The 21,185-nt window shown below is 60.1% G+C and carries 18 protein-coding genes; 6 read left to right on the forward strand and 12 right to left on the reverse strand.

Going from position 1 to position 21,185, the window contains the following annotated elements; all coding sequences use genetic code 11:
- Positions 1 to 73: 73 nt before the first annotated feature.
- Entirely contained in the window at positions 74 to 5,275 is a 5,202-nt protein-coding gene (locus tag ACMFWR_RS24200; protein WP_413197227.1) for an AAA family ATPase, read from the reverse strand.
- 138 nt (positions 5,276 to 5,413) lie between these two features.
- Positions 5,414 to 6,301, reverse strand: coding sequence for a LysR family transcriptional regulator (locus ACMFWR_RS24205; RefSeq protein ID WP_413197228.1), 888 nt, complete (start codon positions 6,299 to 6,301; stop codon positions 5,414 to 5,416).
- Between the two features lie 133 nt (positions 6,302 to 6,434).
- Here ACMFWR_RS24205 and ACMFWR_RS24210 point away from each other — a divergent pair, with 133 nt between their 5' ends.
- Both ACMFWR_RS24210 and ACMFWR_RS24215 read left to right on the forward strand, forming a co-directional pair.
- On the forward strand, positions 6,435 to 7,436 hold the full coding sequence (locus ACMFWR_RS24210) for a zinc-dependent alcohol dehydrogenase family protein (RefSeq protein WP_413197336.1): 1,002 nt from the start codon (positions 6,435 to 6,437) through the stop codon (positions 7,434 to 7,436).
- Positions 7,437 to 7,577: 141 nt separating this feature from the next.
- Complete coding sequence (locus ACMFWR_RS24215; protein WP_413197229.1) at positions 7,578 to 7,985, forward strand: RidA family protein; 408 nt, start codon at positions 7,578 to 7,580, stop codon at positions 7,983 to 7,985.
- Positions 7,986 to 8,003: 18 nt separating this feature from the next.
- Here ACMFWR_RS24215 and ACMFWR_RS24220 read toward each other — a convergent pair whose 3' ends face one another.
- The 9 genes from ACMFWR_RS24220 to ACMFWR_RS24260 all read right to left on the reverse strand — a co-directional run bounded on the left by ACMFWR_RS24220 (position 8,004) and on the right by ACMFWR_RS24260 (position 17,605).
- Positions 8,004 to 8,456, reverse strand: coding sequence for a YaiI/YqxD family protein (locus ACMFWR_RS24220; protein WP_413197230.1), 453 nt, complete (start codon positions 8,454 to 8,456; stop codon positions 8,004 to 8,006).
- 79 nt (positions 8,457 to 8,535) lie between these two features.
- A complete protein-coding gene (locus ACMFWR_RS24225; RefSeq protein ID WP_413197231.1) occupies positions 8,536 to 9,834 on the reverse strand; it encodes a diguanylate cyclase in 1,299 nt (432 codons plus the stop codon).
- Positions 9,835 to 9,945: 111 nt separating this feature from the next.
- Complete coding sequence (locus ACMFWR_RS24230) at positions 9,946 to 10,683, reverse strand: SDR family oxidoreductase (RefSeq protein WP_413197232.1); 738 nt, start codon at positions 10,681 to 10,683, stop codon at positions 9,946 to 9,948.
- A gap of 78 nt (positions 10,684 to 10,761) precedes the next feature.
- Positions 10,762 to 11,856, reverse strand: a complete 1,095-nt coding sequence (locus tag ACMFWR_RS24235; protein ID WP_413197233.1) for an alcohol dehydrogenase catalytic domain-containing protein — start codon at positions 11,854 to 11,856, stop codon at positions 10,762 to 10,764.
- Between the two features lie 69 nt (positions 11,857 to 11,925).
- The gene (locus ACMFWR_RS24240; protein WP_413197234.1) at positions 11,926 to 12,930 is read right to left on the reverse strand and encodes an ABC transporter permease; all 1,005 of its coding nucleotides are present in this window, start codon (positions 12,928 to 12,930) and stop codon (positions 11,926 to 11,928) included.
- Complete coding sequence (locus ACMFWR_RS24245) at positions 12,917 to 14,440, reverse strand: sugar ABC transporter ATP-binding protein (protein WP_413197235.1); 1,524 nt, start codon at positions 14,438 to 14,440, stop codon at positions 12,917 to 12,919. The genes ACMFWR_RS24240 and ACMFWR_RS24245 overlap by 14 nt, the downstream gene beginning before the upstream one ends.
- A gap of 79 nt (positions 14,441 to 14,519) precedes the next feature.
- A complete protein-coding gene (locus ACMFWR_RS24250; RefSeq protein WP_413197236.1) occupies positions 14,520 to 15,479 on the reverse strand; it encodes an ABC transporter substrate-binding protein in 960 nt (319 codons plus the stop codon).
- Between the two features lie 87 nt (positions 15,480 to 15,566).
- Positions 15,567 to 16,556 (reverse strand): AraC family transcriptional regulator, encoded by a 990-nt coding sequence (locus tag ACMFWR_RS24255; RefSeq protein ID WP_413197237.1) that lies wholly within the window; start codon positions 16,554 to 16,556, stop codon positions 15,567 to 15,569.
- 344 nt (positions 16,557 to 16,900) lie between these two features.
- Positions 16,901 to 17,605 carry a TetR/AcrR family transcriptional regulator gene (locus ACMFWR_RS24260; protein ID WP_413197238.1) on the reverse strand — a complete coding sequence of 235 codons (705 nt, stop codon included), beginning with the start codon at positions 17,603 to 17,605 and terminating at the stop codon, positions 16,901 to 16,903.
- 209 nt (positions 17,606 to 17,814) lie between these two features.
- Here ACMFWR_RS24260 and ACMFWR_RS24265 point away from each other — a divergent pair, with 209 nt between their 5' ends.
- Positions 17,815 to 18,366: a hypothetical protein gene (locus ACMFWR_RS24265; protein ID WP_413197239.1), complete on the forward strand. Its 552-nt coding sequence runs from the start codon at positions 17,815 to 17,817 to the stop codon at positions 18,364 to 18,366.
- On the opposite strand, the gene ACMFWR_RS24270 is transcribed toward ACMFWR_RS24265, so the two are convergent.
- Complete coding sequence (locus ACMFWR_RS24270) at positions 18,271 to 18,648, reverse strand: RsbRD N-terminal domain-containing protein (protein WP_413197240.1); 378 nt, start codon at positions 18,646 to 18,648, stop codon at positions 18,271 to 18,273. The two genes, ACMFWR_RS24265 and ACMFWR_RS24270, sit on opposite strands and share 96 nt — an antisense overlap.
- A 368-nt stretch (positions 18,649 to 19,016) precedes the next feature.
- Between ACMFWR_RS24270 and infA the strand changes: the two genes are divergently transcribed.
- From infA to ACMFWR_RS24285, 3 genes are all read left to right on the forward strand, one after another.
- Positions 19,017 to 19,283, forward strand: a complete 267-nt coding sequence (gene infA, locus ACMFWR_RS24275) for a translation initiation factor IF-1 (protein WP_413197241.1) — start codon at positions 19,017 to 19,019, stop codon at positions 19,281 to 19,283.
- A 978-nt stretch (positions 19,284 to 20,261) separates the two neighbouring features.
- Entirely contained in the window at positions 20,262 to 20,465 is a 204-nt protein-coding gene (locus ACMFWR_RS24280; RefSeq protein WP_413197242.1) for a cold-shock protein, read from the forward strand.
- Between the two features lie 260 nt (positions 20,466 to 20,725).
- Positions 20,726 to 20,950 (forward strand): hypothetical protein, encoded by a 225-nt coding sequence (locus ACMFWR_RS24285; RefSeq protein WP_413197243.1) that lies wholly within the window; start codon positions 20,726 to 20,728, stop codon positions 20,948 to 20,950.
- Positions 20,951 to 21,185: the final 235 nt, after the last annotated feature.

The following is a 21,185-nucleotide window of genomic DNA, read 5'->3' on the forward strand; positions in this document are numbered from 1 at the left end:
GGCTTTGCGCCGCACGCACCGACGCAACATGTGCTCTCGCTAAACAGCGAAAGCGTATTGGAGGAAAGGTGTTTTACCGGGCCGACTCAGATATGGCCAGCGCGAAGGTAAATTGTGCGCCGCCCAGGTCACTTTGACCGATCGTCAGCGCGCCGCCATGCGCATCGACAATGGAGCGGCAGATCGACAGACCCATGCCCATGCCAGTGGGCTTGGATGTCACGAACGGATCAAACACGTGTTCGGCGATCGACTCGTCGATGCCGTCGCCGGAGTCTTCGACCGACACCCTGATGCGCCCTTCACTATCCGTCGTCGATGAGATGGACAAGACGCGCGGCGTACGCTCGCTCATCGACATGGCCTCGATCGCATTCATCACGAGATTGAGTACGACCTGCTGGATCTGCACACGATCGCCGTTGATCAACACGATCTCGCGCAGGCCGACCGTGTTCAGATTTACACGACCGTGATCGAGCTCGGAGCGCACCAGCGCGAGCACTTCCGAAATACTCTTGTTGATGTCGAACTCAACACGCTCAGGGTCGGCTTTTTTGGCAAGCGACCGCAAGCCGCGAATCACATCGCTGGCGCGCGCGCTGTCCATCACGATGCGTTCGAGCATGGTCTGCGCTTCACCGATGTCTGGCGTCGCACGTCCTAGCCAGCGAAGCGCCACATTGGCTGCGGTTCCGATAGCCGTCATGGGCTGACTGACTTCATGCACGATCGACGCCACGAGCTGGCCCATGGTCGTCAGTCTTGCGACCCGTGCCATCTCGTGCCGGAAGATGCGAAGCTCTTGTTCGACTTCGGCGCGCTGACGATTCTCCGCCAGCAGATTGTCGTAGAGCCGCGCGTTCTCGAGCGAAATTGCGGCTTGCGACGCGATCACATCGAGCACGGCCGTCCGCTCGGGCGTGAACACCCCCGGCGCAAGATTGTTTTCCATATACAGCACGCCGACCAGCTCACCCTGCTTGACGAGCGGCACGCAGAGCACCGAACGCGGCCGAACGGCGCGGATATAGGTGTCATGCTGATACGCCGCGGACACATCGGCATCGTCGAGCACGATCGCCGACTGCAGGCGTGCGCAAGTCAGCAACAACGATCTCGCACAGTCCGCTTCGGCAAGCGGCACCGCTGTCAGATTGAAACGAATTTCCGTTTCATCGACCTCGGCGCGGGCTTCGATCCTCAGCTCGCCATCGCGTATCAGCGCAAGCAGGCACCGGCGCGCGCCCGCATGCTCGAGCGCAATGCTCAGCAAGCTGCGCAGCAGCCGGTCCTGAATGATCTCGCTCGACAATGCATGCGACGCTTCGACAACCGCCCGCACATCGAGAATCGTCTCGATTGTCGGACCGTCCGCGTCAATGCCCGCGTAGATGATCTGCGCTGTCATGTCCTGCGCATATCGGGCATCGATCTCGGCTACCTTGGCATCGGCGCCCCAATATCGATAGGCATTGCGGGCGCTGCGCAGATAAACGAAGGCGATCGTCTCGAGGCCGCGGCTTAAATAAAACGCCGCAGCCAGGTCGTTCGCAATGGCTTCGACCTGCAGGAAGCCATGGCTTCTCGCGCGCCGGATCGCGACCTCATAGTCGCGTTCGGCATCGAGCATCCGGCCTTCCGTATGCGCGACCTCGGCCTCTGCGAGTGCAAGGCGGCAGCCGAAATTGTCGGGGCAGTGACTGTCCCAGGTCCGAAGCAGAGCCATATGCGCGGTCAGTGCCGCGCGATGTGCTTCGCGCTCATCGGGCTCGCACGTGCGCAAGATGCCCGCTCGTGCCAATGCTCCGTAAAAATGGTGCTCAGCGGTTTCAAGGAAGCCGCGCGATCCCCAATAGAACGCCTTCGCACGCTCTTCCGCTTCAATGGCGCCACGGACATCGGCAAACACCATGCACGCGCACTGTTCGTGGGCCAATTGAGAGAAGGCCGCAATGGCTCGCGACGACTCGCCGCGCTGCGCATAGCGCAACACCCAGTCCTTGTCGAAGCCCTCGCTCAACAGTGTCTGCTCGTCGTTCGGCTTGCCGCGCAGCTTTCTGAACATCACGATCTGCGCAAGATGGGCATCGACAACGAGCGCGAATTTCTTCTCGGCCGAAAATGCCATGCCGATCTCGGCCTCGCGCTCCATCTCGTCGAGCGTGGAACCCGCGAAGATCAGGTTGCTTAGCAAGTTGCGGCGCGAATAAATCTCGAACGTGATGTCGCCGCTTTCCGCTGCGCCCAGCATGGCGTGACGCATGATGATCTGGCCTTCGCGCACCGAGCGCGCCCAAGGCAAGACCAGCGTCGCGTACGACATTTCCGAGCGAATCTGATAGCGCGACAAGCCCTTCTCGCGAATCAAATAGCGCGACAGCTCGCCGAGCTTGCTCGCGGAATCGTAGTCGCCATAGCGGAAGCCGATGATCGGGCAGACATAACCATAGGCCGACGCGTCGCAATGTCCGTACTCGAGACTCAGGCTCAGCATGCGAAGCCGCAACAGGTCGTGCAGATTCGCATCGGTGAACAATGCCGCCGGCACCATGTCGGCCAGAACCGACATCGTGCCGCGCATCGTCGTGTCCTGCATGATCGGCAGATCGCGCATGGCTTCGACGGGGCGCCCGCCAAGCAACGCCATCGCATACCGGTACTCTCGATCGACATCCTCATCCGAGGGGCGCGCCGTCATATGGAAGCCGACACGCCCCAGAAAATCGAGGCCGACATTCAATGCTTGCCCGGTCTTGCCAATGGTCGTGTACAACGCGGCCTGCAGGCGGGTCAGGTCGGCACGCAACGTCAACGAAATCGGACGCTCCGACAGTCGCTTGAATCGTGCTTCGGCAAGTTCCAGTGCGTTCGTGAGGTACTCGCATTCGGCGCGATGCAACTCGATCTCGTCACGCGTTTCGTCCTGCTCGTCGGTGGCGGCGAGCAACTGTGCCGCAGCAGTCAGATAGGACAGCGCGGAAACATAGGCGGTTGCGGCTTTGGCTCGACGGCCCGCCGTCAGATTGAGTGTCGCAAAGCGCCGCCGCTCGCTCGCCGTATCGACAAGATTGACGCCCAGATTGATTTGATTGACCGTCTCGAACACAACATCGTTGGACGCTTCCTCGGCGATCGCGAGCAGCCGTCGCCCGATGTTCAAATGCAGGCTCTGACGTTCGTCAGGCGGCACGATCTGGTAGGCGGCCTCGCGAATCCGGTCGTGCCAGAACGCATATCCGTCACCATCGCGGTAAACGAGATTGGCCGCGCAGGCCTCTGCCAGCGCAGCATGCAGATAGTCCGCGGGAACTGCGGCAGCCACACTGAGCGTGCGGGTCGCTGCACCACTCCCGAGGCACGTCAGGCACTGCAGCAGCGAACGCGTCTCGCCCGACAGTGAATGCAATCGTCCGAGCAGCAGGTCGACGACGTTGCTCGAATAGCCCTTGCTGCGAATTCCAGAAATGTCCCACTTCCACGTCTGTACCGAGTGATCGAACGAAACCAGCCCCTCGGCAAGCAGCGCTTCGAGAAACTGAATCGTAAAGAACGGATCGCCGCGCGTTTTATCGCGGACGAGTTCGGCGAGCGGCTCGGCATCCTGCAAGGAGCAATGCAGGACATCCGACACGAGACTGACCAGATCGGCCGATTCGAGCGGACCCAGCGTGATGGATCGATGCTCGATCGCGATGCCTTCGAAGCCGGTGCGCAACGGATGATCCGGTGCGACCTCGTTCGTGCGATAGGCCCCGATCAGCAGCAGGTTTCTGCAGGTGGGATCGGTGACAAGGAACCGGATCACTTCCAGCGTGCCCATATCGCACCACTGGAGGTCGTCCATAAACAGGATCAACGGCGCACCGTCACTGCTGAACGCGCTGATAAGCCGCGCCGCCAGCAAGAGGAAGCGGTTGCGTTCGGCCAGGGGCGGCAAGTGTGGAATCGGCGGCTGTTCGCCGACGATGCGTTTGAGATCCGGCACGAGATCGACAATGGACTGGCCATGCGCGCCGAGCGCCTTGGACAGCACGATCTTCCACTGCTCGAACTCCGCTGTCTCGCAGCCCAGCACCTGATGCGTGAGGCCGTGCAAAGCCTGCAACAGGCCACCGAACGGAATCGCCACGCTGTCGTCGAACTTGCCCGACGCAAACATACGGCGTCGCTGACCGAGGCGATCGTTGGCAGCGCGTACGAGCGACGATTTGCCAGAGCCCGATTCGCCGGAAATCAACAGAAACTCGGAACGGCCGCTCGCGGCGACGCGATCCACCGCCGCCACGATGGCTTCGATCTCTACATCGCGACCATAAAGCCGGCGACTCGTGGCCTGGCCGACAATGACGTCTGCGCTGTCGAGCGGAAACGGCTCCACGCGGCCAAAGGCTTCGAACGACGCGCTGCATCTCGCAAGATCCGAAGCCAGGCTGCTCGCGCTTTGATAGCGGTCTTCGGGCGCCTTCGCGATCAGCTTCAGAACGATACGCTCGACCTGCGCAGGCAGACCCGGCGTTCGATCCTGCGGAAAGGACGCGCGCTGCGTCACATGGGCGTTGACCCAGTCGGCCACGTCATGACCGCCGAAGGCCCTTGTGCCCGTGAGCAACTCGTAGAACACCAGGCCCAGCGAATACAGATCCGAACGTGCATCGACGCTTCGATTCATCCGGCCGCTGAACTCGGGCGCCATATACGGCAGATACGCCACGTCGAGCTGCGACGGCACGAGCCGGTGCGCGGCAAATGACGGGCCGTCTTCAATGACATGCGCGCGGCCAAAGCTGGTCAGCCATGCACATGCGGCGTCCGGCGCGACCCAGATATTGTCCGGGGTCACGGAACAATGCACGAGGCCCTTGGCGTGCGCCTGGCGAAGCATGTTCGCCAGAGCTATGGCCATCGGCAGGAAGCGCGCAAGCGGCATCGGCGAACCCGTATGGACGCGCAGCAGCTCGGTGCCAGGATCCGAGAGGACCAGGGCGACGCGCTGATCGAGGCGTGTCATCTCGAGCGGCACACATCCCCATTCTGGCTCGATGCGATCACGCAGGGCCCATTCGTTACGCAGCAGCGCGAGCTGCCCTTCGGACGGCGTGTCGTTGATCGTCGTCACGGTCAGCACGTGTGCGTCGGCGTCGCTCGAGCTGCGATACAGCGCGAGTTCGCCACCACGTACCAGCCGGTGAGTCTGATCGAAGATTTTCATCGTCAAGGAAGGGGTGATGTCGCGATCGCAAGTCAGCGCGCCGTTGCATTCGTGTCGTTGCATGGCCGACGATGCGGCTCGCCAGTATACGTAATGCGCGAGCCATACGCCGAGCGTAGTCGTTTTCCCTAAGGCGCTTAAAAGTCGAAAATAAATTGAGGCCGAACAACGGCCAACTAACCCACGAATAACGAGCGTGGCTTATGCCTTCAACGCATCGATGACTGCGCGCAGACCAGCACTCTGATGCTTGCGGCTCGGGAAATAGAGGAACAGCCCCTCCTCGAGTGGACACCATTCTTCAAGACATCGCAGCAAGCGCCCTTCCTTGACCGCTGGCGCGGCACGCTGCTCCCATACGTAGGCAAGGCCAACGCCGCGCACTGCGGCATCCACCATCAGCTCCTGACTGTCGAGCATCAGTGGCCCGTCGACTTCGACATGCACGGACTCTCCGTCCCGCGCGAATTCCCAGTGCAGGATCGTGCCGCTTGGAAACGCATAGCGAATGCAGACATGCGCATGCAGATCGTGAGGCGTGCGCGGTATGTCGCGCGATTCGAAATAGGCAGGCGAACCGACAACGGCAAAACGGAGATCCGATCGAATACGCACGGCAATCACGTCTTGCGACAGGCGCTCGCCGAAACGGATCCCGGCATCGAAGCCTTCGTCGACGATATCGACGCGACGATCCGTCGCCACGATTTCGAGCTTCAGACCGGGGTTGGCCTTGAGCACGGTCTCGATCATGGGGCCGAGCACAAAGGGCGCAATCGTATTGGGCACGTTGAGGCGCACCGTGCCGAATGGCGTGTCGCGCCACGAATTCAGCGAGTCGACGGCGTCGCGCATATCCACGAGCGCGGGGCCCAGTCGCGCGAAGAGCATCTGCCCGGCATCGGTCAGTGACACGCTGCGCGTGGTCCGATGAAAGAGCCGGACACCCACCCGGCTCTCGAGGTTGCTGATCGCATGACTGACCGCCGACGCCGAGATCCCCCGTTCGAGCGCGGCTTTGCGAAAGCTGCGATGGGTGGCGACGGCGGCGAATGCGGCCAGCTCCGAAAGCTCACTGTTTTCGATCATTGATGATTCTGGCTCAGCATCGAGTGCACGATTAAGCATCTTATCGAAACGCTCGCGCACTTTCAGAATGACTTCAAGCACTGCGTCATGCCGGTTTCGCACAGCGCGCAGTGAACATCCGTCAACGAATCATCTGGACTTCGCCATGCGCGCACTTCTTCTCGACAGCTACGACCACGGCACCTTTCGCGTCGCCGAGACCGAATCTCCCCTTCCTGCGGCCGGCCAATTGCGGCTGCGCGTTCACGCGAGCGGCGTGAATCCGATCGACTACAAGATCCGCAAGGGTCAGGCGGCCTTTGCCATGCCGACGCTGCCCGCGGTGATTGGCACGGACGTCGCCGGGGTCGTCACAGAGGTGGGCACCGGCGTGCACGGGTTTTCTGTGGGCGACGAGGTCTACGGCCTGGCCGGTGGCGTGCGTGGCCTGCCGGGCTCGCTCGCCGAATACATGACCGTCGACGCGGCGTTCATGGCACGGAAGCCGGTCAATCTGAGCATGCGCGAAGCCGCAGCGCTGCCTTTGGTCGCACTGACGGCGTGGGAGGGTCTGGTCGACCGCGCCAACGTCCAGGCGGGGCAGAAGGTGCTGGTGCAGGGTGGCGCCGGCGGCGTGGGCCACGTCGTTGTGCAGATTGCCAGGGCGCTCGGCGCGGATGTCTACGCGACGGCCTCCACGCAAAAACTCGATCTCGTCCGCGAGTTGGGTGCGACGCCGATCGACTACACCACGACGAGCGTCGATGAGTACGTGAAGCAGTACACCGCCGGCAAAGGCTTCGACGTGATTTACGACACCGTCGGCGGCCCCACGCTCGAAGCCTCGCTCGGCGCCGTGCGTCACTACGGACGGATTGCGAGCTGCGCGGCCTACGGGACGCATAACCTGGCGCTTTCGTCGCTGCGATGCGCCGATGTCATGGGCGTGTTCGTCCTGTATCCGATGCTTGGCGGTGAACGTCACGCGCATCACGGCGACATCCTGCGCGAAGTCACCCGGCTGGCCGAAGCCGGCAAGGTCCGCCCCGTGCTCGACCCACGGCACTTCACGCTCGAAACAGCCCTCGAGGCGCACGATGCCGTCGAAGCCGGTGCCAACGTGAAAGTGGTGATCGACGTCGCGGCAGGCGCATAAGACAGACGCACGAAGCGCCAGACGCCTCGGACAAAGAATTGAGACGGCCCGGTCCTGAAGCCTGAGGCGGCTTGTCCGGGACGGTGCCATGGCCGTCACCGAAGCACCAGATTCACGCCACTTCCGTAAGAGAGATCGAATATGCCCAAGCAGTACATCAACCCGCCGGGGCTCCCCAAGCACCCGTATTACACACGCGTGCTAAGCGTGACCGAGCCGTCCACGCTGATCTATATCGCGGGCCAGGTGCCCAGCGACGACAACGGCAAGCCCGTTCACGCGGGCGATATCCGCTCGCAATTCATCGCGGTGCTGCACGCGTTGACCGTGCAGCTCAAGGCCGCCGGCGCCACCTGGGACGATGTCGTGTTCCGGCGCGCCTATGCCGTCGACGTACCCGCCTTTGTCGAGCATTGCGTGCGCGACAAGACCTTTCCGTTGCCCTGGGACGCGAATCACCCGTCGCCAAGCACCTTGATCGGCGTCACGGCTCTGGCGAACCCGGAGTTTCTGATCGAACTGGAAATTGCGGCGGTGATTTCGGATTGAATCAAACGCTAAGGCGGCTTACGCCTTGCGGTGACGCGCAAGGAAGCGATCCAGTTGCCCTGCAAAAGTATTACTGTCGCGTGAGCTATACGGCGAAGGGCCGCCTGTTTCAATGCCCGTGCTACGCAGTTGGTCCATGACGTCGCGCATGGTCAGGCGCTCCGCAATATTCTCGCGGCTGAACCAGTTTCCACGCGGATCCAGCGCATGCGCGCCTTTGTCGAGCACGGCGGCAGCGAGCGGAATGTCCGCGGTGATCACAAGGTCACCCGCTTCGGTCAGCTCGACAATGCGCGCATCCGCGACGTCAAAGCCGCTTGGCACCTGAATGGATTTGATAAACGGTGACGGTGGCGTGCGCAGATACTGATTGGCGACAAGCGTCACGCAAACTTCGACACGGCGCGCAGCGCGAAACAACATCTCCTTGACGACAGCCGGACACGCGTCGGCATCAACCCACACTTGCATGGAAGCCCTTCTTTAACGAGGCGAAGCGAAGCAGCGATCTTATCGCACGGTCAGGCTTCGATTGGCGATTCGCGCGCGGCTAGCCGTATTCGACGCGGTTACGGCCCGATTCTTTCGCTTGATAAAGCGCACGGTCCGCGCGTTTCATCAATGCGTCGACATCGCGCTCGTCAGACTCGCGCGTCACGACGCCGATGCTGACCGTGAAGGGAATCGGCTTCACGCGCCACGTGTGTTCGAAATCCTGATCCTCGAAGCGTTGCCGTAGGGTGTCAGCAATACATTGCGCAACACGCGTATCTGCGCCCGGCAGTGCGGCGACGAATTCCTCACCGCCCCAACGCGCAAACAGCTTCGCTTCGTGTGGAATCGACATGCCGACGCTTGCCAATACACGCAGCACTTCATCGCCGATGTCGTGGCCGTAGCTGTCGTTGATTCTCTTGAAGTGATCGATATCGAGGATGAATACAGACAGCACGTCGTCGGTGTCGAGCACCCTCTCGACGAACTCGAGAAATTCCCGGCGATTCGGCAGCCCCGTCAGCGCGTCGGTCACAGCCTGCTTCTTCAGCAGACTGATCAGCTCGGCACGTTCGGTGATGTCGCGAATGACGGCGGTGAACTCGATCACGCCGTCCACGACCATTTTGGAAATCGAGATTTCGACCGGAATGATCGTGCCATCCCGGTGACGACCGTACACGCTGTTCGTCTCATCCATACGCGGCGGCGTCATCGACCTCAGGCTGGTCTTGACCGACGCCGCAAACTGCTGAACGTTTCTCGAATGATTCGCGCGGAATTGCTCCGGCAATAAGATCTCGATCCGTTGCCCGAGTACCTCGGCCGCTTTGTAGCCGAACATATTTTCGGCGGCACGATTGAAGAACACGATACGGTGTTGCGCATCGATCGTCACGATGGCGTCATACGCCGAGTCGACCACCGCACGAAAACGCGACGCGCTCACTTCCAGCTCATGCGTGAGCTGCATGTTCGGCGCGATATCGAATCCCGTCACGAGAATTTCATGGACTGCCGCGCCGCTGCTCGCATGGAGAAGCGGCTTGAGCGACAGGCGCCAGCGCTGCATGCGCTCGTCGAACCAGAAATCCTGAACGAAGTCCTGCGCTTCGCCGGACTCGAAGCAGGCTTCGAGTCTTTCACGCAACTCGAGCCGCGCCTGATTCGAACCGAGCACATCGAACGAAACGGGAAAAGCGTGTAAATCCTGACGCGCCCCACCCGTTATCCGGAAGAACTGATCGTTGCCGGCACTGATGACGAGTTCGCCATGCGCATCGCGCCCGACGACCGCCACGCTGATCGTCGAGCCATCTGTGTATTCCTGGGCTCTATTGGGCAAACCGGACATAGCCTCACCTTCCGACACCGTTTTACGGTACTCAACCGGGTAGCAAACGGCATCCCCGATGTTGATACACCGTCTATGGTTATCGGCAGGTCTTGCGCCAGCTTGAGCGGTTTAGCGCGCCGTATACCCCCCGTCGATCGGCAACATCACACCACTGATCATTGACGAAGCGTCACTCAGAAGAAACAGGATCGGCTCAGCCACCTCGCGAGGCTGCGCAAAGCGCTTGAGAGGAATCGCCTGCAGCGCCGGGCCGCTTTTCGCGGGATCGCTCCACGCTTTGACCGCCATCGGAGTCAGGGTGACCGTGGGGTTCACGCTATTGACGCGTATGCCGTAGCCGCCCAGCTCGATGCACAAGGTCCGTGTAATCGAGTCCATCGCCGCTTTCGATGCGGAATAGCTCAAGTGGTCCTCAAGCGCCACGAGTCCCGCCTGGCTGGACACGTTGACGATGCTGCCGGCCCGCTTCGCCTCAATCATCGCGCGTGCGACATAGCGCGTGACCAGCGCGGCACCCCGCGCATTGACCGCCATCACGTAGTCAAAGCTCTCTGCCTTCGTATCGACTGCACGCTCGAGCACCGTGGTCCCGGCACAATTGACCAGCCCGTCGAACACTTCACATGGGTCCAATGCGGCCGCAATCGCCGCCGGATCGCCAACATCGAGTTCAAGTGGCTCGCAACCCGTCTCTTCAGCGAGACGTGCCAGTTCGTCCACCCGTCGCGCTGCCGCCACCACGCGCGCACCGCTCGCGCGCAACAGCTCCACCGTCGAGCGGCCAATCCCGCTCGACGCGCCGGTGACAAGCACCGAGCGCCCGGAAAAATCAAAGTTTGTCGTCATGCCTGTCGCTGCCGGCGTGGTGCCGGCACCTGGTTGAGATCAAAGACGTTGGGTGATCACTCAAGCCACGCAAGCCACTCAAGCCGATGCGCGCGGCTTCAACAGCACCTTAATCGAATCGAGCGACTTTGCAATCTGGATCGCGTCGTCCCATTCTTCAAGCGAAAAGCCGTGCGTCACGATGCCCTTGGACGTCACCAGACCGCGCGCGAGCAGATCGATGGCGATCGGGTAGCAGTACGGTCCAAGATGCGCGCCACGCACATCGAGTTCCTTGCGGTCGCCGATGATCGACCAGTCCACCGACGTCTCGGCGCCAAACACCGAGAACTCGACAAAACGCCCGAGCTTGCGGATCAGATCCATGCCCTGCGTTACGCCAGCCGGCACACCCGTGGTTTCAATGTAGACATCGCAACCGTAGCCGCCGGTCAACGACTGAATGATCGCAAGCGCATCGTCCTGCTTCGGATTGATCGTGACGTCGGCGCCGTATTCGCGCGCGAGCGCCAGCCGCTCCTCGACGAGATCGATCACCACGAGCTTCTTCGGCGTTTTGAGGTGCGCGACCTGAGTCATCATCAGGCCGAGCGGCCCTGCTCCTGCAATGACCACGACATCGTCGAGCTGGATATCGCCACGATTCACGGTGTGGATCGCGCATGCCATCGGTTCGATGATCGCCGCATCCTCAAGCGAAATACCTTCCGGAATCTTGTGGACGATCGCCGTCGGCGGAATACGCATGTACTCGGCCATGCCGCCGTCGGCCACTTCGCGCTGGAACCCGAAGATGTTATGGACTTCGCACATCCAATACTGACCTGATTTGCAATACCGGCATTTACCGCAAGGCACGATCTGCTCCGCAATGACACGGTCGCCGACCTTCACCTCGAAGTGCTCGGCCGCACCCGCACCCAGCTCTTCGACGACGCCAAAAAACTCGTGCCCCGGAATAACCGGCGCCTTGACCCAGGGACTCGGACCGCCCCAGAACATCTTCGCGCCCGAGTAGCACTTGCAGTCGCTCGCACAAATGCCGCACGCGGAGATGCTGATCACCAGTTCATTCGCGCGCGCTTGCGGCCTGGCAACTTGCTCGACGCGATAGTCTTCGGGCGCGTGGCAAACGATGGCCGTCATCTGCTGGGCTTTATCTTGAGTCGTCATTGCATCGTCCTGCAAATAAGAGAGAAAGAGGAGAAAGGAGAGATAGAAGCGCTTGACCGAATTGGCACATCACCTCTTGCGATCGCGGCTGATATAGATCGCGAGCAGGATGATTCCGCCCTTGATCACGTTCTGGACGTAAGGGTTCACCCCGACCATATTCAGCCCATTGTTCAGTACACCGAGCAGCAAAGCACCAATGAGCGTGCCAATGACCGATCCGCGTCCGCCGGAAATGGAGGTACCACCCATCACCACCGCCGCAATCGCATCGAGCTCGAAACCAATGCCCACATTCGGCTGCCCGCTCATCAGGCGCGCGGTCAGCACGATGGACGCAAAGGCTGAGGTCAGGCCGCTGACCACATAGACAATGAGCTTAATTCGCGCAACCCGCACACCGGATAGCCGCGTGGCCTGTTCATTGCCACCGATCGCGTAGACGTAACGTCCAAACGGCATGCGCTCGAGCATCACCCACGCGATGGCGTAAATAACCAGCATGATGAGCACTGGGGCTTGAATGCCCAGCACTTTGCCCCGCCCGAAGAAGCCGACCCAATCCGGCAGGCCGTCGATCGGATAGCCACCCGTATAAATCAAAGCCAGCCCGCGTGCGATGCCCATCGTCGCCAGCGTGACGATAATCGGCGGCATCTGCGCATAAGCGACAAAGAAGCCGTTGGCCGCACCGAAACCGAGTCCGATCGCAATGCCGACCACCAGCGCCGCCACGGCGTTCAGTCCGGCGACCATCAGGCCCGCTGCAATCGTTCCCGACAGCGCCATCACGGAACCCACCGACAGATCGATGCCGCCAGTCAGGATCACACACGTCATGCCCACGGCAATGATCGCGTTGATCGACACCTGGCGCAGCACGTTCTCGATGTTATTCGCCGAGAGGAAGCTATTGCTCGCAAACACCATCACGATGCACACCGCGAGCAAGCCGATCAACGGATAGAACACCGTCGAGCGCTTGATACTGGCCCACGACAGACGGAACTGCGCATCGGTGCCGGCTGCATCCGCCGTCGACGTCCGGGGTGAAGAAGGATTAGGCATGTTCATGAGCGACTCCATGCGCCGACCCTGCGGTGGCATACGTCATCACTGCATTCGCGTCGATAGCATCGCCTTCAAGAATCGCTTCAATGCGTCCCTGACGAAACACGGCCACGCGGTCACACATGCCGACAATCTCCGGCAGTTCCGATGAAATCATGATGATTGAATAGCCACGTGTAGTGAGTTCACGCATTAACAGATAGATTTCCGCTTTCGCACCGACATCGATACCGCGTGTCGGCTCGTCGAAGATCAAGATTCGTGTGTGATGATTGAGCCAGCGCGCAATCACGACCTTTTGCTGATTGCCGCCAGACAGCGTCGCGACCTCGGTGTGCATGCTCGGCGCCTTCACACCGACACGCTTCATGATTTCCGCGGTCGTGCGCGCTTCGTGGCGTTGATCGATCAACACGCGCCACGAGCGGTATTTGCCGAGGTTGTTGATCGAAATGTTCTGCTTGATCGAGAAATCGGTGATCAGGCCTTCGGTCTTGCGACTCTCGGGAAGAATGCCGATCCCTGCTTTCAAGGCATCTGCCGGATCGGACAACTTCGCGCCCGCGCCGTGAATGCGAATGTCCTTGACGTGAGCCGGATCGGCGCCAATCACCGCCAACGCCGTTTCCGTCCGACCTGATCCGACCAGACCGGCAAAACCGAGAATCTCGCCTTCGCGCAACGAGAAGCGGTTCACCGGGCCGTCCTTTTTCAGCTGCAGCGCATCCACGTCGAGCACCGTTTTGGCGTCGGCGGGCAGCGTTGGCTTCGGCGGAAAACTGCTTTCGATGCGGCGGCCGACCATCATTTCGACAAGCTGCCCCACATCCGTGTCGGCCACATTCGTCACGCCAACATGCTGACCATCGCGCAGCACCGTGATGCGGTCACAGACTTCAAAGATCTCTTCAAGGTGGTGCGAGATAAAGATCATCGTCACGCCCTGACGCTTGAGGTCCCGCATCACGTTGAACAGATGCTCCGCTTCGGCAGGCGTGAGCGTTGCGGTCGGCTCATCGAGGATCAGGATTCGCGCGTTGAGCGACAGCGCCTTGCCGATTTCCACAAACTGTTGCTGCGCTACCGACAGTTCACGGATCTGCACCGACAGATCGATCGACACGCCAAGACGTGCAAAGATCTCCGCCGCTGCGTGCCGCATTTGCGTGCGCTTGAGCATGCCCAGCCCGTTACGCCACTCCCGACCAAGGAAGATGTTCTCCGCGGCGTTCAGATAGGGAATCAGGCTGAATTCCTGAAACACAATGCCCACGCCCGCAGCGACGGCATCGTGATAGTCGGTGAAGTGCTGGTCCTTGCCATCGACCGAGATCGTGCCGGTGTCTGGCCGGTAGATGCCCGACAGGATTTTCATCAGCGTCGATTTGCCTGCGCCGTTTTCGCCGAGCAAGGCGTGGATCTCGCCGCGTGCGACTTCCAGGTGAATGCCTTGCAACGCCTTGACGCCGGGAAAGCTCTTCGTGATGCCGTCGAGTTTCAGTATCGTGTCCATCGGGTCCGTCGAGCTCATGTGCGCGGGGCACGCGACGGCATCGCGACGTCAGAAGAGACGCGATGCCGCCACGTGTGACTTACCAGCTGAATCCCTTTGCATTGCTCTTGTCGATGAGCTTCACATCGACCGGAACCGTCTTCGGCACATTGGCGCCCCACTTCTTCGCCAGCGCAATGCCGAGCGCGATCCGCACCTGGTCCGCCGGGAATTGCGCGGAGGTCTCGATGAACTTCGAGTTCGGCTTCTGGATCGCTGCGATTGCCTCAGGCGCGCCGTCGACGCTGGCGAGCTTGATGTCCTTGCCTGACGATTCGATCGCCGACAACGATCCCATCGCACCGCCGTCATTCACGCTGAAGAGACCCTTCAGATTCGGATGGGCTTCGATCATGTTTTCGGTCACCGTCAGTGCCGTTGCGCGTTCCTGCTTGCCGTTCTGCGTATCGACGAGCTTCACGTTCGGGAACTTGGCCAGGGCCGCCTTGCAGCCCTTGACGCGCTCCAGAATCGGCACGACCGGAATGCCATCCAGAATCGCGACTTCACCGCTGCCGCCGATCGATTTGGCGAGGTAGTCGCACGACAGCTCACCCGCATCGAAATTCTTCGAACCAACGAACGAGTCGACCGGGCCGCTCGCGTTGGCGTCCACGGCCACCACAATCGCCCCCGCCTTCTTCGCGGAGATCACAGCCGACTGAATGCCTGTGGAATCCGTGGGATTGACGAGCAGGATGTCGATTTTCTTCTGCAACATGTCTTCGACATCGCTGACCTGCTTGCTCACGTCGTGATGCGCATCGGTCGTGACGACTTCCGCGCCCATGCTTGCAGCGGCGTCATTGAGCGCCTTCTGCATCGTCACGAAATACGGGTTATTCATTTCCTGAAACGTCATGCCGATTTTCAACGGCGCTGCGTGCGCTGCAGTCACCGACAGAGACAGGCCAAGCGCAAGGGCGGCGCCGATGGCCGAAGCGCGTGCACGACGCGCGATGGAATGAAATGAAGGCTGCTGCTGCGTGATATTCGTCATGTCGTCTCCAAATATTGAGGATGAGCAAATCCCTCGCGCGGTGCGTGGCCGCGCGATGCGTGTTGAAACTCAGGTCAGGCGAAGAACTTAGTGCGAAAGGCGCGCGACAGGTGCAGCACGCGCGTGCGTGAGACTCGGCACCGCCGGCACGATCGACGGTGCGTTATCGATGCCATGACCGCGAGCGGCCGCAGCCTCCGAGGCCTCGCGACTTGCATCGTTGAGTCGCTGATTGCGCCGGAACTCGGACGGGGCCATGCCTTTGGTCAGCAGGAAGCGCTGATTGAAATTCGACAGCGTGTTGAAGCCGGCCTTGAAGCAGATGTCCGTGACGCTCAATTCGCTATCCGTCAGCAGCTCGCACGCGAGATCGATGCGTAATCGATTCACGTACTGAACAAACGTCATGCCGGTGTGGCGACGGAAATAGCGGGAAAACGCGCTGACACTCTGCCCCGAGAGTTGCGCGAGATCCGACTCGCGCAATTCCGAAGCCAGGTTTTGACCGATAAACGACAGCGCGTGACTGATGCGGGTCGCACCAAAAGCGGTCGGGTCCGGCTGGTAAGCCGGGCTCGCCAGATACTCGATATCCCGCGCATCCATCAAGGCCGCGAGTATCGACATGAACAGTGCAATGCGGCGAACGCCGCGTGCGTCGATCAATTGGAAGAACAAAGGCTTGACGATTTCACTGGTGTGCTCGCCAAACGACACGCCGCGCCTTGAAGAGGCGAGCAAGGCTTCCGCCTGTCGCAACTCGGGGAAACTCTCCATGCATCGCGCGACGAAATCCTGTCCGAACTGCACGACGAGATTGCGTTGCTCGATGACTTCGCCTTCTGGAACGTCGCTCACCCAGTTATGCGGCAGATTCGGGCCCATCAATACGAGGTTGCCGGGCGCAAAACGTCCGATATGGTCGCCGACGAACATCTTGCCCGTGGTCGCCACAATCAGCTGGATTTCGTATTCAGGGTGAAAATGCCAGCGCACCGTACGGTACGGATAGCCGTGGTACCACGCCTTGAACGACTCGTCATGGCGTACGGTCACTAGTTCGAGATCAGGCTGCACGTGTCTTCCTCTATGGACGCGGCCTGGTAGAACGCTGCCAACCTGGCGTGCCGCGAATCTTTTGCTTATGTGACGAAAATTAAACGCAAAAGCGTCACAGCACTACCCTAAACGCCCCCGATCACTACCAGTTTTTTGCATTAGGGTTAGTACGGACGGGCGCAGCGAGAATCCATGCGAGCACGCCGGGATTGACGTGAAGTGTCTCAATGCCGCCTGGACCCGAGCGATCGCAGCAGGCAAGCCATTGCTTCGCGTGTCATGAATGCGCCGGCCGTGGCGGTTGAAGAGCCGCGACAGCCTTCGCTGCGCTATGAATGCCTGACCATTGCTGTGTGGGCGGCCTAATCTGCAAGAGTCAGACGCATCCGCTCGATTGCGGCTGCAACGAGACCTGCCGCATCGTCGATGTTGTCGGCGATTCGCGCGACACCGTCGAGGCGGTCATCGATAAGCAACGTCGCGAGGCCATGCACGTACGCCCAACCGGCCGTCATCTCAACCGCCCGAGCGGTGTCGATGGCGAGTGGCGCGCTCTCCTGCGCTGTCTCTTGGCCGATCGTGCCGGCAAGCGCACGAATCGACATGCGCCGTGCGATGCCGAGCGCTTCATTTGACTGATCGAGCAACTCGTTACGGGACATCAGCCTGAACAGTTCCGATTGCTCCACCGCAAAGCTGATATAGCCGCGGGCGATCGCCTTGCGCCGTTCAAGCTCGTCGCCCACACCTTCGCTGTGTTTTGCCATCGATGCTGCGAGACGGTGGTGACCGATCGCCGCGAGCTCGCTCAGAACGCCAGACGTGTCGTTGAAGTGCCGTTGCGGCGCCGTGTGCGACACGCCCACCTCCCGCGAAATCGCGCGCAGAGTCAGACCTCGCAGTCCGTCCCGACGCAAAACCAGTTCGGCGGCCTCGAGCAGCGCCTCGCGCAAGGCGCCGTGATGGTACGGGCGCGCGGGAACGTCCCCCTCGGCAACTGACTGCAACTTGTCCTTTTTGCCCGGATCGGGTCGTGCTTTGCGATTTGGCGTGGGTACTTCATTCATGCGCGCTATCTTCTTTTCAGTGTTTCCAGTGTAAACACATATTGACCGGGCACGCGAACAAAGTCAAAATGTTTCCATTGGACACATCTTCAAGGCGCTCAGGAGGCGACGTGGAAGTGGCGATGCCGTTCCACACCTGGCGAATGCGCCGGGTCGACGCGCACAGCCCCGGCTGTCCAGACCCTTCAATCCTTCCCTTGGAGATTTCAATGGACATGCTTCTGGCGTTTTCCCCCTTCGTCGCATTTGTGATCATCGAGCGCACCGTCGGTACATCGGCGGGTTTGGCAGCAGGTGCGCTTGTGGCAGCCGTGCTGTTGGCGCGCGATTTTCTGTCGGGCAAACGCCGCGTGAAGATCCTTGAGGTCGGCACGTTTTTGCTGTTCGGCGCACTGGCGCTGTACTCGTTTTCGTCCGGTGCGTCCTGGTCTGTGCCGGCAGTGCGACTGCTTGTTGATTCGGGTCTGTTCTTGATCGTGCTGGCGTCGATCGTGTTGCACCAGCCGTTCACGCTGCAGTACGCACGCGAGAAAGTCGCGCCCCATCTGTGGGATTCGCCTGCCTTCGTTCGCGTGAACTACGCAATTACCTTCGCTTGGGCGCTCGCGTTTGCCGCGATGGTCGCGGCCGATCTGCTGATGACGTATTCTTCGACCGTGCCGCATTCAGCGGGCATTTTCATTACCGTTGCCGCACTGTATGCGGCGATCAAGTTTACGGGATGGTATCCGCAGCAACAGCGTGAAGCCCGGCAGGTGTGATTTCGGCGCGGTGGAAATAGTCTGATCGCGACTATGCGAATGGGCTTCCATCGCAACGAGGCCAAAGTCATCGAACAACACGGTGGTCGCCCAAATCACCGTCGCCGGCTCGACCAGGTCGACCAATGCCTCGCGCAACTGCTCAAATATCGGTTGCTTGAGTGAAACAACGAAGGTTGCAGTCTCGACGCCTGTGAAGCCTTGTCGGGCTCGGCGCGCCGCAATGTCGACGAGTTGAATGCGAAACGGGGGCTTGTGGAAAACGAAATCGTTTGACGGCATGCCGCGCGACGCGTACTGTCGGGTCAGTGTCGCGACGCATGAACTGCAGCAGGGTAATTTCCCTGAACCGCACCCCCCATCTCCGCGAATCCCCTTCTTTGCCAGCTCAAAGGCGAGTTGGCCCTAACCGAAACTGAACGACCGACGTCGCATACGCTTGACCAACACGGTGTCGCCATTGCGTCTCTACGTGTTGAGCTAGTGCATGTTCGCGCACGTCGCACGCCCCCCTCGACGGTATTGCTCGACCGGGTCGGTTCGATCTGCATCCGCAATTGAGACGCGCGCTGAAAATGCGCGTCGACGCGGCAACACATGACGCCATGGCGTCTTCACGCGAACGCATATAGATCTCGCAAGGAACCATTTTGCCAAAAGAAGAACTGCTGGAACTCGAAGGAATCGTCGATGAGGTGCTTCCCGACAGCAAATATCGGGTGACCCTCGATAACGGAATTGTCGTCGGCGCGTACGCATCAGGCCGGATGCGCAAGCATCACATTCGCATTCTCGCAGGTGATCGCGTAACGCTTGAGCTCTCGTTGTACGACTTGACGAAAGGTCGAATCAATTTTCGCCACAAGGACACCAAGAGTCCGGGTCGTGATGTGATTGCTTCGAGCCAGCGTCGGTAGCTTTCTCGAGGAGCACAACTGCGCGCTTATTCAACGCCGCGTTCACTTCGTGACTTCTGCTTCATCGCACCGAGTGCCGCGTTCGCCGATCACGATGCCGAAGCTTGTCTTGTACGGACTAGTCTCGGCGGCAAGATCGCGGACACCATGCCGCCGAGTAACCACGTCCTCGGTGGCGCGACGCCATGGCATTGCGTAAGGAACACGGGGCTGGGAAGCCGCCAGTCCTCCGACGTTTATGCTTGGCCAATTTGGAGAATCCTGATGCCCAATCTGCATCAATATCGTGGGCTAGAGATCACCCTTCTGATTTATCGGCACACCGCATTCGTGCCAGGTCGTGCACGTAACGATGATCAGGGGTTCGACGCCGCGGTTCAGATTCGTGAACGACTCGCGTCGGCAATCGAGCCGCGAAGTCGCGTGTTCAAACTGAACGCCGAAGTCCCGTTTCGATCCGTCGGGGACGCGAATCGCGCTTCGAAACTCTATGCCGAAGGGCTGATCGACGCGTGCCCCCCAAATCGAACCGTCTTCGATATAGATACGTGAAGCTGGGGAGATGGGTCGGCTAACGTAGTGTGCGATACGCACATGCAGGAGGAAGCAAGGGCGCAGCCGCAACAGAGGCACGAGTTGCAATGACTGCGAGCACCAGCACATGCCAATCTGTGGCACGGAATGCCGTCCTGTATCCGCGAGCCCGGGCGCGCGGTTCCTCGCTTAATGCCTGGAGGGCAAAGGCAGTGGACTTCGGCCATTCGTACTCAGGCCGAATACACCGTTGACGTGATGCGTTACAAGATAGGGGTTGACGCCGATTCATCTGTAACGTACTGTGTTTTGGAATCCTCAAGAAGTCCGATTGCTGTTCATCAATTACTCGCTCGTTAGCGGTATTCGCTGTCCTCTCCCTCCTTGATGTTTCACACATGCTCGCATAGAGCGAACTCCTTCTATTTTTTCAAGGTTATTTTTATGGATACCGGTACCGTTAAGTGGTTTAACGAGACGAAAGGCTTCGGCTTCATCACGCCCGACAACGGCGGCGACGACTTGTTCGCGCATTTCTCCGAGATCAAGAGCGATGGCTTCAAAACGCTGGCCGAAAACCAGAAGGTAAGCTTCGAAACGAAGCGAGGCCCCAAGGGTCTGCAGGCAGCCAATATCAAGCCGTTGTGAACTGAACGGTCTGGCACTCCCTCGGAATGACAGACCGAGTAGCACTCCCGCCAAGTTTTTGTCTCTCCAAGTAAGCGCGGTCGCCGCTCGTTGGCGTTGCCTCGAGCAGGTGGCTGCGATACGTCTCGTTGTGCCTCGTTTCTTCCGCTGACTTAAGCGTCGTTCGCCTTCGACCGTAGATCCATTCGGGTCGAGAATCGGTTAGTCCGCGCACGTGAATCTTCCGTACCACACACGAGACATCCATATGACTATTTGAAATGCAGAACGTACACATCCAACAATACAACGGCTACCTCGTCCAACCGACGACGCATCGTTTGCCTGACGGCAGTTTTTCGTCCAATTTGCTACTTGAGCGCATTGGTAGCCCACAAGGCGAAGGCCATTTCTCCTTCTTCTCGCTTGACTACCACGAGAGTGAGGAAGACGCGTTGCAACACTCAGCCCGCTGGGGCCGCAACTGGGTCGACACGCGCGGTTGAATCCGCAATCAACTTCAGCCAGTCGTAGTCGCTCGTTCGCGATCGGAAGCGGACGGCCGATGCAGTGAAGTCGCGCGATGCCTGGCTCTGGGTTACCTGGTCCGACACGACGTTGTGTACCGGGGCTGCTAGACTCAGGTGCCCGCGCGGACAGTGCCTTCAGTAGCCATCGCTACACGACGTCGGCCTCCCTACGTGCGCGACACCATTACAGATCGGCGGCAAAGGACTATGT

It is taken from the genome of Pararobbsia alpina, from assembly GCF_965118125.1.
GTDB lineage: Bacteria > Pseudomonadota > Gammaproteobacteria > Burkholderiales > Burkholderiaceae > Pararobbsia > Pararobbsia alpina_A.